Genomic DNA, 13694 nt, shown 5'->3' with positions numbered 1-13694 from the left:
CAGCGCGATAAACAAGCAGCTAGCGTCCCTAAGACAAATCGAGATATCCAAACACCGCCCGGCACACTCTTTCTTCGAGTCGACGTCTATCCGACTCCCCGCGCTCTCCCGCGGCATCCACCATGCCGCGGATGATGGCGAGAATATCCACTGCTATGACGTGTGGCGTTTCGAAGTCCGCGAGGGGAAGTCGCGGCAGTAGCGCTTGAACGATTTCCATCAAGTCGGCGGTAATGACTTCGTCTCGCTGACGCAGCGGCAGTCGCTCCTCCTCAAAGTCCAGCAATCGCGCCAGGATCGGTCGGCGCATCTGGTGCATCGTACAGGCCGCGATGAGGCCCCGCAGAACGACACGCCCCTCCTGCTGCATGTCGATCGCCAAGACATCGTGCATCAGCATCGCCGTCTCGCGATGGATCAAGGCGACTGTCAACGCGTCTTTTCCCGGAAAGTATTGATAGAGCGACCCGACGCTCACGCCGGCGATAGCGGCGACGGCGTTCGTCGTATAGCCCTCCAGGCCTTTCTGCTCCAAAACGCGAGCTGCCGCTTCGAGAATGACGCCGACCATTTCCGCCGAGCGCGCTTGAACCGGTCTTTTCCTGGGTTTGAGGGTCTTCAGATCCATCCGTCACGTCCCTTCGAAATGCGAGTTGTTAATGCGAATATTAGCTCGTATTATTGCTCTATCTTATTGATAAAGAAAGGACTTCGTGATGATTCAGCAGATTCCCGCCGCCAAGTTGAACCACATGAGTTTCCCCAGCGACGACATGGGCGCGACGGTCGCGTTTTTTGAGAAATACCTTGGTTTCAGCGTGTCGATGATCGCTCGCGATACCTACGCCATTTTGAAGCGACCCGGCATGGATGTCGTTATCGAGAACGTGTCGGCAACGTCACCGGCCCTTCAGTCCCGCGATGAAAGCGAGACACGGCCGCCGGCCTTCGCTGAAAACGTCGGTCAGAGAGGGGAAGTGAAATGGCCCGGCTCGTTTCACATCGGTCTGGAGTTCGCGACACGGGACGACATCGTGCGCGTGAAAGACAGCCTCGCCTCGGACGGCTTCGCTGCGGAAACCGGGATCTTCAACAACGACCGCGGCTCCCGCTTTTTTCTGCGGGCACCGGGCGGTGTACTGATTGAATTCAATACACGCTCGGATGCGTCGGAGGCCTACCGCGGGACATTCGATAGCTGAATGCCGATAGCGGCAAAAGGCAAAGGCACGCCGCGCCGTCGTTGACTGATTTCTCAGTTATTCAAGAAAACGCGGAAGCTCTCGATCTTCCCATTCTTGATCGTGAAGATGTCTTCGCCGCGCACCGCGTTCGGTTTGTCGCTCGGACCGTATCCCCATGTAACCCGTCCGAACCCGTGATTCCATGTCACCGGATCCGGCGTGAATGCAAACCCCGGATGCTGGGTTTGCACACGGCCGATCAACTGATTCACGTCTTCAAAACCGCTAGCGATGCCGGCATAATCCGCGACCGTCAAATCCGGCGCATACACCGCGTCGAACTGGGTCCGTCTCGCCGCCGGATCGGTGTCGTTCCATATCTTGAAATGTGTATCGATCAGGCGCTGTGCCAGTGGCAGCGACACGTCGGCCCGGGCGCTCGCGCCTGTCTGCGCGGTGGCGGCCTTATCCGGCATAAAAACCAGTTCGATTTGCGAACCCCACGGCGTAAGGAAATAGAACCAGGTCTCGCCGTCGGGCAATGTGATCGGATCGTTCAACACACGCAGGCGCATCGCTTTCAGCACGGCAAGACTGTGGCTGACATCCGTTGTTCGCAGCGCGATATGCGTCGCAGCGGCATCATCTTCATGCGGCAGCGACCGGGATATTTCCGGACCGGCATATTGGAACAATTCGATCTTCGTTCCATCCTGCAGCTGCATCATCACGATTCGCTGAATCTCGCTGGAACGATGCCAGCGAAACTTGTCCTTCCACGCATCCGTTATCTTTCCCGGATTCATATCGGACACGACGTGCGCGCCCAAGAGTTTCTCAAAAAAAGCCGACGCTGCGTTCACATCGGGGACGTTGATGCCGACATGATCGATGCCGCTGACCGCGAGTCGATGTTCCGAGATCGACGCGACAGCGGCGTTATCCGCTTCGGCACGCGTGGCGGCAAAAGCAGTCGCCGTAAAAACGGATTGCGCAACCAGGAAACCAGCCAATACTTTATATATACGGATGTTGTTCATTGTTGTTCTCTTTCGTTTCGAGACGACCGCGCTATGACAAGCAGGCAGTCCATTGGATTTACGATGCCTAACGTGGCGTGCACTGTCCAACCCTCTCGCTTTGCGTGAGATGCGCCGGCGCAAAAAGCTCCACCATGAAGACGTCGGTATCGTCATGTGCCATCAGCGATATCGCGGATTCGTCGCGGATAAGGGCTCCGTCGCGAGGGCTGATTCGAACCGCGCCGATATCGAGACAGCCATGCTCCGTCACCAGATAGGCGGCACCCGGCGGCGGTAATGCATGAAGCAGCGTCGTGCCGCCGCGTAGCGTCGCCACGCGGATTCGCGCATCCGCATTGATCGCGAGTGCTCCCGCGCGGACGTCCTCTTGATCGCCGCTTGCCAACGTCACGAACCGCCCCTCTCGACGTCCCGATGCACAGCATTGCCTGGACCACTGCCCCACGCCCCCGGACTGACGCGGATGCAGCCAGATCTGAAACAACCGCGCTCGCTCGCTTTCGGCGTTGCGCTCGGCGTGATGCACGCCGGCGCCCGCACTCATTACTTGCACGCATCCTGCAGTGAGGCGCGCACGATTTCCGGCATCGTCTTCATGCGTGATGGCGCCCGAGCGCACCCACGTCACAATCTCGACATCGCGGTGGCCGTGCAATTCGAAGCCGGAATGCGGTGCGAATTCGTCGTCGTTCCAGATGAATAAGGGCCCGAGCGGCGTATGGCTCGCGCGTCCGATATCGCCATGCCGAAAATGCAGCCGTGCCTTCAGCCAGTGGTTCGAGATCGCGCCAAGCGACAGGAACGGACGATGTTCGATCATGACCTACCTCCTTCCGCAGAAGGACATCCGAATATCGAGATCGAATGCCCGCCCGCCACGTTTTGCTGCGCTCAGATTTGTTGCTGTCCGCCGTCGACAAACAATTCGATGCCGTTGATAAAGCTCGCGTCATCCGAGGCCAGGAACGCCGCCGCGCTGGCGATTTCCTCCGGCTTGCCAAGACGCCCCATGGGAATTTGGGCGGCGAGGTAGTCTGCAAGTCCTTGCCGCGCCTCGGCGTCCTGCCCGGCCAGATCCAGCAGGCCAGGGGTGCGGGTTGCGCCGGGGCTGACCGTGTTCACTCGGATCTGGCGGTCCTTCAAATCGAGAATCCAGCTACGAGCGAAGGAGCGTACAGCGGCCTTCGATGCGGCATACACGCTGAACGCCGCGGCGCCTGCACTGCCAGCTGTCGAACCGGTGAGAATCACCGACGCACCGGTTGCAAGCAGCGGCAGGGCCTTTTGCACGGTGAACAGCACGCCCTTAACGTTGCGATCGAAGGTGTCGTCGAAATGCGCTTCCGTGATGTCGCCCAGTGGCACCATCGAGCCGCCACCGGCATTCACGAACAACACGTCCAGGTGTCCCTGTTCCGCCTTGATCTGCGCATACAGCGCATCGAGCTCGTCGAGTTTCGTCGAATCGTTTCTCACGCCGACGACCTTGCCGCCCGCGCTGCGGATCGTATCGACCGCGGCATCCAGCTCGGCCTGACGGCGGCCGGTGATGTAGACATATGCGCCTTCCGCCGCGAAACGTTGCGCCGTAGCGAGACCGATGCCGCTCGTGGCGCCAGTGATCAGTGCTATCTTGTTGTCGAGTTTGCGTGCCATGGTGATGCTCCTTTCATGTGTTTAAGGGACGACTGCATCTGCCTGCGTAAGGGGTTTGGCGTTTTGCGGTCGGTGTTGCGTGTTCCGATGTAAGGAGAATATCGCCAGCACGATCTTTTCGAAATAGAATCAATCGCAAACCAACGTTGCATTTTTGAAATGATGAGGTGTGATGCCGAGACTGCCTGACTTCGAGGGGCTCGCCCTGTTTGCGAAAGTGGCGGAGGAAGGATCGTTCGCGGCCGCTGCGCGGGCGACCAACGTTTCGGTCGCGACGGTCTCCCGCGCGGTTGCCCGCCTCGAGGATCGGCTGGGCGCGCGGCTTCTCAATCGCACCTCGCGCCAATTGGCATTGACCGAGTTCGGCAGAACGATTTGTGAGAAAGCCGGGGACGTCTATCGCCGCGCAGCCGATGTGGAGAACGATGCGCGCGAAATGTCGGTGCAGCCTCGCGGTCTGGTTCGCCTGGCCGTGCCGATGTCATTCGGCTTGCGCTGGATCGCGCCGCTACTGCCCACGTTTTTTCGGGCCTATCCGGAAGTGTCGATCGATCTCCATCTCTCGGATGCTTCGGTCGAATTGGTCGCCGATGGCTTTGACGCAGCGCTGCGGATCGCGGCATTGCCGGATTCGTCGTTGGTCGCGAGGCGCATTTGTAGCGTCACGCAGTACGTGGTCGCATCGCCGGATTATTTGAGACGTAATGGTCGTCCGGAGCACCCGCGAGACTTGATAGATCGGCCGTGTCTGTCATATGCGTACCGCGCGCGCAGCGATGTCTGGCGTTTTACGAACGGGGCCGGAGAAGAACAATCGATCTTGCCGAGCGGCCCGCTGCGCGTAACCAATTCGGATGCCTTGATCCCAATGCTGCTCGACGGTTTGGCGATTGCAGAACTGCCTGAATTCATCGCCGGCGAGTATTTAAGCGATGGCCGTCTAGACGCCCTCCTCACCGACTGGTCGCTTACGAAAGGGGGCCTCTATTTCGTCACGCCGTCGGCACGGGCACGACCGGCAAAGGTCAGCGCATTATCGGATTTCTTTGCGGAGCATCTTTCCGACCCATCATGGCGATGGCCGAAATAGCATCGCCATTCGACGAAGTATCGCAATGCCCTTTTGCAAGGCAGGCTCGCACTTCAGCGTCGACTTCCAAGGTACAGTCAGCTCGTGTATCGAAGCGCGTCAATGACCAGCGTCATTGCGCGGGAGGATTGACGACGGCTCGGATAATAAGCGTGCGGTCCGGGAAAGGTGGGCGACCAATCCTCCAGAATCCACTGCAGCCTTCCCGCCTCGACATGCTCGCTCGCGACATCGTGCGGCAGATAGGCCAGTCCGTAACCCGACAACGCAGCCGCCAGAAGCTCGTACGTGCCGTTGAACGCCAACTGTCCTTCAACGCGCACTTGCAATTCGCGCTTTCCTTTTTTAAGTTCCCACGCGTAGAACCCACCGTGCGTAGGGAGGCGCAAATTGATGCAGTTATGAGCGGTTAAGTCCTGCGGCTTTTTCGGGATGTCACGGCCCTTCAGATATTCTGGCGCGGCGACGATCGACATCCGCACATCGGGACCGATGCGCACCGCAATCATGTCTTTTGCGACCTGATCGCCGTTCCGTATGCCGATATCGTAACGATCGGCGACGATGTCGGACAGCCCGTAGTCGGTGATAATCTCTACTTTTATTTCGGGAAACTGATGCAGGACCTTCGCCAGCTTGGGCCATAGAATGGTCCGGGTCACATAATCCGTCGTCGTGATGCGGATCGTTCCCGCGGGTTTATCGCGTAATTCCGTGACGGCATTCAACGCTGCTTCAATTTCGTCGAAATAGGACGGGACGGACTGCAGAAGCCGCTCCCCGGCTTCCGTTGGGGCCACGCTCCGTGTCGTGCGAGTCAGGAGTCGCACACCAATGCGTGTCTCCAAAGCGCGAATGGTATGGCTCAACGCCGACTGCGACACGCCGAGCTGCGCTGCCGCGCGCGTGAAACTTCGCTCGCGCGCGACGGCGATGAAAGCCAGCAAGTCATTGAAATTTTCACGCTGCATCGGTGAGCCTTACGCCAGTCTTTTCGCCGCGTATAGCGACGCGTCAATGCATCTCAAAACGATCGAATGCACGCGTGCCACGGCAGCGCGTTGCGATTACCAGGCGTACGCGCCGGGCGCTTCTCCGCCAGGGCCTGGCCAGATGACATCGAGCTTTCCTAGCGTCTCGGGCGTCAGCGTGATGTCGAGTGCGCGAAGGCTTTCGCGCAATTGCGCGACAGTGCGTGGTCCGACAATCGGTGCCGTGACGATCGGGTTATGTAACAACCACGCGGTGGCGACATCGGCCGGCCGTTCGCCGAGAGACTCGCACAGTCCTTCATACGCTTCCAGCGCCGCGCGATGCTTATCGACTTTTTCTTTGAATCCAGGCCGCCGTCCATCAGCGGCCTTTTGCAAAGCGCCGCCCAGCAAGCCGCCTCCAAGCGGGCTCCATGGCACCAAGCCCAGACCGAAGTGACGGCATGCGGGAATGACTTCGAGTTCGATCGTTCGCGCGGTGAGGTTATAGATGCTTTGTTCCGAAATCAAACCCATGAAATGACGGGCCATCGCAGACGACTGCGCGGTGGCGATGTCCCACCCTGCAAAGTTACTGCTGCCGATGTAGGAGACCTTGCCTTGTTGCACCAGCAGTTCCATTGCCTGCCAGATCTCCTCCCACGGCGTCTGACGGTCGATGTGATGCATCTGATACACGTCGATGTGGTCGGTCTTCAAGCGCCGCAGACTGTCATCGCATGCCCTTCTGATGTGATAGGCGGATAGACGACGATCGTTGGGCCCGGTGTCCATTGGCTCATAGACTTTTGTCGCCAACACGATGCGATTGCGCTTGCCGCTCTTGGCGAGCCAGTCTCCGATGATTTGCTCGGAGATGCCATAGCCTTTTTCGAGGCCGGGTTTCTGAGAGCCGCCATACACGTCTGCCGTATCGAAATAATTGATACCGCTGTCGACCGCCGCATCCATGATGCTGAAACTGTCCGCCACATCAGTCGACATACCAAAATTCATCGTGCCCAAGGCAAGTCTGCTGACCTTCAGGCCCGCTCTTCCCATATGCGTGTATTGCACAACCGATCTCCTGAAACGATTGATCCCGGACCCGTAGCTCGCCTCGTTACGTGTTTCTTAAATCATTGTCCGACGATTCGGCGTCAGGCATTGCCCTGCGCGCGAGGATGCTGACATGCATGGTATGCATGAATCGATGCGTTCGCAACACATGGCGCGTATTTCGCCCGCGCACTATCGACAACTTAAAACAGCATCCCAAATTCATGAACTGCATTCATGACATCTTGCGGTTTTATGGCCTTTATCGTTGGGATCACGCCCCCTATGATGTCGCCATGAGATGGCCGATGCGGTGCAGAAAATGACGCTGGACTTCCTGGAAGTCTGACGCGGTTTAACAAGATAAGGAGTTGGACGATGAATGTGATTCGCAATGGCGCCAAGCCCTCCGTAAAAGGGTCGGCAGACTACTTCACCGGTTCTGTACGCATCGATAGCGCGTTCCAAGTGGAAGCACCGGGCACCGCGGGCGGGGCCATCGTAACGTTCGAGCCCTCGGCACGTACCAATTGGCACACGCATCCGCTCGGTCAAACCTTGGTCGTTCTGTCCGGTGTGGGTTGGACGCAGTGTGAAGGGGGGCCAAAAACGGAGATCCGCGCGGGCGACGTCATCTGCTGCCCGTGCAAGCGCAGGCACTGGCATGGCGCCTCGCCGACGGTTGCCATGTCGCACTTGGCGATCGTCGAGTCTGTCGATGGTAAGAACGTCGACTGGATGGAGCCCGTCACCGACGCGCAGTACAACGCAGGCGACCTCGTCACAGACTGAGTGACATCGCTGCGGTAAGCATAGCGCCGCGACGGCCGACTGCAATGTTGCATCTTGAAAAAAAACGACGGAGTGCTCAAACGTGTCTTCCCCACTATCTGAAGAGAACCGCCTTTCTGATACGCAGAAGGCCGTCGTTCCGATCGCCGCATTTGCCGCATCCGGCGATATGCAAAAATTAAACCTCGCCTTGCATACCGGACTCGATTCGGGTCTGCCCATCAATGCCATCAAAGAGCTGCTCGTCCAGGCGTATGCCTATGCGGGCTTTCCCAGAAGCTTGAACGCGCTGAGTGCATTGATGAACGTCGTCGAAACGCGGCGTGAACGCGGGCTCGCGGACATTGTCGGCCCGGAGCCCAGTCACATTGCCCCGGTAGCTGCTGCACTTCTCGACGTAGGCACGCGCAACCAGACGGCGCTCGTCGGGGCGCCCGTCAAAGGCGCGCTTTTTGATTTCGCCCCAGCGATTGGGACGTTCTTGAAAACCCATCTATTCGGCGATATCTTTTCGCGCGATAGCGTTGATTGGCAGGTCCGGGAGCTTGCGACAATCAGTATGCTCGCCGCGTTGGACGGCGCCGATTCGCAATTGCAATCGCACCTCGGCATTTCGCTGAATGTCGGCTTGACTGAAAACCAGCTCGTCGATTTCGTTGGCGTTCTGTCGGAACGCGTGGATCAAACGGCAGCGACCCGAGCAGAGGAAGCCTTGAAAAGATTACGTGACAGCAAGAAAAGAGGCTGAAGCGGCGTGAGCGGTGACTTTTCCACCGACTAGATAGTACGTGGACCGTGGTTCTTGTTTGCGAACAACGCACACGCAGCGCAGCCGAGACTTAGAACGGCGATGCGTGTGGAGAGACATTCTCGGAATCCGCCCTGAGTGGAAGACGCACACTGCGGCTCCATGCGTCGATCGTTCTTACCCGCGCCGATGGCCAGACCGGGAAACTCATGCATTGACAGTCACTGACAACCATCTTAGTCTCTGTGTCAGGGACTGACTTTTGCTATTGCCACGTTTTGCATGGAGAACGAATGACGGCTAAGACGATGAGAACGATCCGCTTTCACGATTTTGGCGAACCTGCCGACGTACTTCGGCTCGAACACACGGAGTTACCCTCTCCGGGCGCTGGATGCGTCGCGGTGCGGGTCCATGCCTGCGGATTAAACCCTGCAGACTGGGCGCTCTGCCGAGGGATGTCTGCTCGCGCATTACCGTGCGGTATCGGACTGGATGTATCGGGCATCGTCACCGCTGTTGGCAGCGGCGTGCACGACGTCAATGTGGGAGACGCCGTGTTCGGCCCCGCAGATTTCAGAAACTATCCCACTGCCGGCGCGGCCGATTACGCCATCCTTTACCACTGGAGTGCGCTTCCCGATGCACTGTCGCATATCAATGCGGCAGCGCTTCCGATGGTTGTCGAAACGGCAGCACGCTACCTTGCATGGTCAGGGCTGCAAGCGGGTCAAACCGTCCTCATCAATGGCGCCGGCACGATGGTCGGCTTTGCCGCAGTCCAAATGGCGCTTAAGTTAGGCGCCCGCGTCATCGCCTCGGCCGGCGAGACATTTGGCCCATCGCTCCGCTCTATGGGGGCCGTCGTCGTCGCGCACGGTGCAGGAATGGTAGAGCGAGTCCGCGCCCTTGACGGCTACACACCCGACGTTCTCGTGGACGCGGCGCCCGTCAACTTGAAAGCAGGCACTCCCAGCGCACTACCCGATTTGATCGCCATCGCGGACGGAGATGTCGCACGCGTCATCACGATCACCGACTTCGAAGGCGCAGCGAAGACCGGCGTCCGCACCGGCGCAGAAAACGTCGAAGCCGAAGGCGGTTTCAAACTGCGCTGGGATGTGCTCGGTGATTACGGGCAACTGGCAGCCAAGGGGCAATTCGCCATACCCGTCGCCCGCACCTTCGCCTTGGAGGACTGGCGCGAGGCGCTTGATATCAGTCTTGCGGGACGCGCGCGCGGCAAGCTTGTTTTGACGACCGGCGTTTGAACTGCTCACCTACCCATCCTTCGCACGGAAGCAGACGCGCGACGCGCCGTAGTCGGCCGCCTCCGCAGGCGCTCATCTCAAAACGCCACTACCGAAAGCCTTCTTTGCAATAGGCTTTTTCGCATCGCCAGGACAATAGGCTTTTTCGCATCGCCAGGATCTCAGGCACCATGGGGATGGCGACCGGCCGCCATTGCTGCGGCTTTCTCGACGCGCCATCCGGCCAGGCCGCTTGCGCCCATCCGCCCATCGGCGCGGTAGGCGGCGAAGGCTATATGGCGGGCGCTGCGGAGGAGAGGATTGCCGCCGCGCTTAGAACGCCACGCGCAGTTTCGCAGACACGGTTTGATTGGTGTAATGCTGCCGCCCTTCCGCCGCGTAATCCAACGACAAGGTCGTCGCCGAACTCAACTGTCCCGAAATACCCAGCCCACCATCGACTAACCAGTGACTGGGGCGCACACCGTACGTGGAGAACGTCGCACCGCCACCGACGAAACTCGATGAAATCAAGTTCTGGCGCGCCAATGCGTCATAGCCGGCGCCCAGCGAGAGCGAGACCTTAATGCGGTCGGTGATGTACTGATCCAGCTGATTACCGAAGCGGAAAATCAGCGCTTGCGTCGTATGGCCGCCGACGTTCAGATTCAACGCACCGGCCCCCGTTTCCTGATAGCCGCCCTCGCGAATCCACGTGTAATCCATGCTCAAACGGGGCGTGAAGTAGGCATGATTCAACGGCAGCGGGATCGTGCGCGACAAGCCGATTCCAGCGTGCCCGCTATAACCATTGAAGCCGGAGCTGGCATTACGACTGAGGCCACCAAAGCTGATCAGTCGTGCACCGCTCGTGCGGTGATAGCCACCGTCGAGCTGGAAATCGGCATTCGTGATTTCATCGATACGGTGGGTGCCGTACAGAATAGCTTGATAGCTGTTGACATCGGCCGTGCTCGGCGCATCGCTGTCGCTGTTATTGAGATGGCTATGACCATATGCCAATGCCACGCCGACGCGATCTGCGCCGGAAACATTGGCGTCCGCTCCCGCGACCAAGCCGAAACTGTTTGCCTGGAACCCGGATAAGCCGTCGTATCCGCTTTGGGCCGCATGCGAGCCGAATGGCTTCACCCATGCGGCTTTGTTTGCCAGCACGGCTTCGCCGCTCGAAATCCCCGTCAGCGTGCTCTGCCGCGCCGATACCGCCGATTGGGTTTGCGACAACGTATCCTGTACGCCCGCAACAGCATTACCTGCCAGTACCGGCAGCGTCTGCTTGGCGGCATTGCTTACCTGCGCAGCCGTCGACAAGCGCCCCATTGCACTGATCACCGTATCCATATCGCTGTTACCGGTCGTGCCGTTTGCCGCGAAATTGACCACGAAACTGTCAAGCACGCCAGCCGCGCCACGGGCCGCGCTCGCATGCTGTATCGAGACGGACGACGTGACGGAATCCGCACCACTCGTATTGCTCGTAGTCGTGACAGGGCTCGTTGTCGATGTTCCGCTGCTGCCCGTATCGGTACTTCCCGTACCAGTACCAGTACCAGTACCAGTACCAGTACCAGTACCATTGCCAGTGCCAGTTCCCGTTCCGGTGCCACTGGTCGATGCCGCTACCACTTGCAATCCGACCGTGTTGCCGCTCACGACCGGTACAAAGTTGAACAGCAAGGAATTGTCCGTCACGGTGAAGCCGCTCTGAACCAAGGTGCCGGCGGTGATAATGCCGCTCAGCGCAGCAGTGGTGAAATTAAACGACGAATTGGCAACGTTGACGTCGATCGTCGTGCCGGCGGCGAACGTTGCGGTGCCTGTTACATTCAGCTTGCCATACGTGCCGTCGGTTCCTACATCGGTACGAAACACACCGGTGGACGTCTGCGTGTAATTACCGTCGATCGTTGGAGTCTGATTCGCCTGCACTTCGAAGGTGCCGGCGTTAGTGACGCCCGTAGCATTGTAGGTCGTGATAGCGTTGGACAGATTGAACGACGTATTGCGCGTTGCGCCAACCACCCATGTTGCGCCATCCGCGATGTTCAATGCGCTGACGCCAAAGTCGTTCACCTGCGTAAACGTGGCGCCCGTCGCGAGATTAACCGTGATCAGACCGCCATATACGTCTCCATTGATCGCCGACGTCGTGCCCAGAATGTTGAGCGTGACCGTTTCGCTGTTCCCAACGATCGCGAACATGCCCCCGGTAATCGTGCCGGCGTTGTTGATCACTAATCCGGACGCATTGCTGTTCGCAATCACATCGATCGCCGTTCCTGCCGAACTCGGGAACGACGCCCCATTCGTGCTCGTGATCAGGCCGTAGTTGTTCAACGTTTGAAGTGTACCAACGCGCGTATTACCGCTGCCGTTACCAACTTGTACAGCGTCATAGCCTGCCGAGGTGCCATCGATCGTGCCATAGTTCGTCAGCGTCGTGCCATTGGTGACATAAACAGCATAAGGCAACGCCGTGCCACCCGTGGCTGTCACGGTATTGCCGCTCGCATTCGTATAAACGCCGCCTGAGGAGAACGTGCAAGTGCTAGTGGACGAATCGGAGCACGCGGGAGACGTCACCGGAACCGCATGCGCTTGCTCGGACAGCACCATCATCGCCGCACTGGCCGCCAGTATGGGAGCGATACGACGCAATGCTGAGGAAGACGACTTACCGTTTGATCTTGCACGCTCGTCTGCCACCACGAAACATTGCAGACGATGACTCCAGACGCTACGAAAAATGCGATTCATTGGTTTTTTAATTCGATTTGTTCAGATGCAATCTCTCGTCCCCGGTAGCGCATCGACATGCTTGTACTACGACGAGATTTCGATCGAAACTTTATCATCACGGGTTTTATTTTCGTTTTAATAAGTGATGGTTATTTTTCGTCGCGACATGCTTTGTATCAAATTAGATACAGCAAATACATTCATACAACCGTTTGATTTGTCTGTCCGTGCCACCTATTGAATAGACGCTCGGGGGGGCTAAGTCGCGCACAATGGCCGCTGCAACAAGGCCGGCCAAACGGAAGCCCAGGCACCTTCGTGTGACATTTCGGGAACCACGACGGTGCTTGCACAGCGGCCATGGCTAAGCTGTATCCGCTCGACGAAGTCGTGTGCGATCACGGGAGGAACCACCGTATCGCGTGCGCCGGTAAAGTGCACTTGCGGAATCGTCGCGACGCGCCCTACCACGTTCAACGGGTCGAGAGATGCGGGCATCGCACTGACTTTATGAAGTCGATTGACCGCTTCTGACTCCAGGTTTCCGGCAACGGTGCGGATCGACATGACGTCATGTCGCCGGGCCGCCATCAAGATGGCTATCGCGCCGCCGCCGGAATAGCCCACCAGCTCGACGCCCTGTCCTGGGGCTCGCGCGACGAATGTGTCGAGCGCCGCGTTCTCTGCATCGACAATTCGTGACGCAAACCTGGCATCCGTCCAATCGGGAATACGGCACCCGTGACGCGCCGGTCCCTCCACGAACTGACATGGGCGCGCGAGGTAGACGACGTTGTCGCTAGTATCGCTGGCCGCGAGCAGCAAGCCCGTAGCTTGCCGCGGCGTTGGGTCGAGCGACGGTAGATCGACCTGCGTCCATGCCAGGCCATCGCCTTCAATGTAGACACGTATCGGCCTGTCCGCGCTCTGCAAGCGCGAAAACGTCGCGATAGTGTAGCGGGCTGTCGGTATGTCGATACGCTGCAAGCGAGCGGCGGCCGCGATCTGTCGTGCATGCGCCTGCGCTGCCATCAAGCTATTCGGGTCATCGTCAAGCGCGCATCCGATCAAGGCGAAACTCAGGGAGGCACAGAGCGTCAACGCACGATATACATTCATTTTAAAGACGGTCCGAAAACGA

13 protein-coding genes are annotated in these 13694 nt (G+C 58.6%); 5 read left to right on the top strand and 8 right to left on the bottom strand.

The features are described from left to right. Positions 1–28: 28 nt before the first annotated feature. Positions 29–628: a TetR/AcrR family transcriptional regulator gene (locus ABEG21_RS02345; protein ID WP_347555677.1), complete on the bottom strand. Its 600-nt coding sequence runs from the start codon at positions 626–628 to the stop codon at positions 29–31. A gap of 88 nt (positions 629–716) precedes the next feature. On the opposite strand from ABEG21_RS02345, the gene ABEG21_RS02340 reads away from it, so the two are divergent. Next, complete coding sequence (locus tag ABEG21_RS02340; RefSeq protein WP_347555676.1) at positions 717–1202, top strand: VOC family protein; 486 nt, start codon at positions 717–719, stop codon at positions 1200–1202. Positions 1203–1255: 53 nt separating this feature from the next. On the opposite strand, the gene ABEG21_RS02335 is transcribed toward ABEG21_RS02340, so the two are convergent. The 3 genes from ABEG21_RS02335 to ABEG21_RS02325 form a co-directional block, all read right to left on the bottom strand. After that, positions 1256–2224, bottom strand: coding sequence for a VOC family protein (locus ABEG21_RS02335; RefSeq protein ID WP_347555675.1), 969 nt, complete (start codon positions 2222–2224; stop codon positions 1256–1258). Positions 2225–2291: 67 nt separating this feature from the next. Then, positions 2292–3047 (bottom strand): pirin family protein, encoded by a 756-nt coding sequence (locus ABEG21_RS02330; protein ID WP_347555674.1) that lies wholly within the window; start codon positions 3045–3047, stop codon positions 2292–2294. 71 nt (positions 3048–3118) lie between these two features. Beyond that, entirely contained in the window at positions 3119–3883 is a 765-nt protein-coding gene (locus ABEG21_RS02325; RefSeq protein WP_347555673.1) for an SDR family oxidoreductase, read from the bottom strand. Between the two features lie 172 nt (positions 3884–4055). Here ABEG21_RS02325 and ABEG21_RS02320 point away from each other — a divergent pair, with 172 nt between their 5' ends. Continuing rightward, positions 4056–4973 carry a LysR family transcriptional regulator gene (locus ABEG21_RS02320; protein ID WP_347555672.1) on the top strand — a complete coding sequence of 306 codons (918 nt, stop codon included), beginning with the start codon at positions 4056–4058 and terminating at the stop codon, positions 4971–4973. A gap of 77 nt (positions 4974–5050) precedes the next feature. Here the strand turns inward: ABEG21_RS02320 and ABEG21_RS02315 are convergent, their stop codons facing one another. After that, complete coding sequence (locus ABEG21_RS02315) at positions 5051–5944, bottom strand: LysR family transcriptional regulator (protein WP_347555671.1); 894 nt, start codon at positions 5942–5944, stop codon at positions 5051–5053. A 96-nt stretch (positions 5945–6040) separates the two neighbouring features. Further along, the gene (locus ABEG21_RS02310) at positions 6041–7021 is read right to left on the bottom strand and encodes an aldo/keto reductase (RefSeq protein WP_347555670.1); all 981 of its coding nucleotides are present in this window, start codon (positions 7019–7021) and stop codon (positions 6041–6043) included. A 360-nt stretch (positions 7022–7381) separates the two neighbouring features. Here ABEG21_RS02310 and ABEG21_RS02305 point away from each other — a divergent pair, with 360 nt between their 5' ends. The 3 genes from ABEG21_RS02305 to ABEG21_RS02295 all read left to right on the top strand — a co-directional run bounded on the left by ABEG21_RS02305 (position 7382) and on the right by ABEG21_RS02295 (position 9814). Next, positions 7382–7795 carry a cupin domain-containing protein gene (locus ABEG21_RS02305; protein WP_347555669.1) on the top strand — a complete coding sequence of 138 codons (414 nt, stop codon included), beginning with the start codon at positions 7382–7384 and terminating at the stop codon, positions 7793–7795. An 82-nt stretch (positions 7796–7877) separates the two neighbouring features. Continuing rightward, on the top strand, positions 7878–8543 hold the full coding sequence (locus ABEG21_RS02300) for a carboxymuconolactone decarboxylase family protein (RefSeq protein ID WP_347555668.1): 666 nt from the start codon (positions 7878–7880) through the stop codon (positions 8541–8543). A 293-nt stretch (positions 8544–8836) separates the two neighbouring features. Continuing rightward, on the top strand, positions 8837–9814 hold the full coding sequence (locus ABEG21_RS02295) for an NADP-dependent oxidoreductase (RefSeq protein ID WP_347555667.1): 978 nt from the start codon (positions 8837–8839) through the stop codon (positions 9812–9814). Positions 9815–10126: 312 nt separating this feature from the next. On the opposite strand, the gene ABEG21_RS02290 is transcribed toward ABEG21_RS02295, so the two are convergent. Together ABEG21_RS02290 and ABEG21_RS02285 are read right to left on the bottom strand one after the other, a co-directional pair. Then, positions 10127–12571, bottom strand: a complete 2445-nt coding sequence (locus tag ABEG21_RS02290; RefSeq protein ID WP_347555666.1) for an autotransporter domain-containing protein — start codon at positions 12569–12571, stop codon at positions 10127–10129. Between the two features lie 240 nt (positions 12572–12811). Then, on the bottom strand, positions 12812–13672 hold the full coding sequence (locus ABEG21_RS02285; RefSeq protein WP_347555665.1) for an alpha/beta hydrolase: 861 nt from the start codon (positions 13670–13672) through the stop codon (positions 12812–12814). Positions 13673–13694: the final 22 nt, after the last annotated feature.

The sequence above is a fragment of the Robbsia sp. KACC 23696 genome (genome assembly GCF_039852015.1).
GTDB lineage: Bacteria > Pseudomonadota > Gammaproteobacteria > Burkholderiales > Burkholderiaceae > Robbsia.
The sequence above is the reverse complement of the archived record's forward strand: the minus strand, read 5'-3'. Positions and strand labels throughout refer to the sequence as shown.

Excerpts from the sequence above, each read along its gene's own strand:
- ABEG21_RS02305 (WP_347555669.1), top strand. The coding sequence starts at position 7,382 with ATGAATGTGATTCGCAATGGCGCCAAGCCCTCCGTAAAAGGGTCGGCA.
- ABEG21_RS02295 (WP_347555667.1), top strand. The coding sequence starts at position 8,837 with ATGACGGCTAAGACGATGAGAACGATCCGCTTTCACGATTTTGGCGAA.
- ABEG21_RS02340 (WP_347555676.1), top strand. The coding sequence starts at position 717 with ATGATTCAGCAGATTCCCGCCGCCAAGTTGAACCACATGAGTTTCCCC.
- ABEG21_RS02330 (WP_347555674.1), bottom strand. The coding sequence starts at position 3,047 with ATGATCGAACATCGTCCGTTCCTGTCGCTTGGCGCGATCTCGAACCAC.
- ABEG21_RS02290 (WP_347555666.1), bottom strand. The coding sequence starts at position 12,571 with ATGAATCGCATTTTTCGTAGCGTCTGGAGTCATCGTCTGCAATGTTTC.
- ABEG21_RS02315 (WP_347555671.1), bottom strand. The coding sequence starts at position 5,944 with ATGCAGCGTGAAAATTTCAATGACTTGCTGGCTTTCATCGCCGTCGCG.
- ABEG21_RS02285 (WP_347555665.1), bottom strand. The coding sequence starts at position 13,672 with ATGAATGTATATCGTGCGTTGACGCTCTGTGCCTCCCTGAGTTTCGCC.
- ABEG21_RS02325 (WP_347555673.1), bottom strand. The coding sequence starts at position 3,883 with ATGGCACGCAAACTCGACAACAAGATAGCACTGATCACTGGCGCCACG.
- ABEG21_RS02345 (WP_347555677.1), bottom strand. The coding sequence starts at position 628 with ATGGATCTGAAGACCCTCAAACCCAGGAAAAGACCGGTTCAAGCGCGC.
- ABEG21_RS02320 (WP_347555672.1), top strand. The coding sequence starts at position 4,056 with ATGCCGAGACTGCCTGACTTCGAGGGGCTCGCCCTGTTTGCGAAAGTG.
- ABEG21_RS02335 (WP_347555675.1), bottom strand. The coding sequence starts at position 2,224 with ATGAACAACATCCGTATATATAAAGTATTGGCTGGTTTCCTGGTTGCG.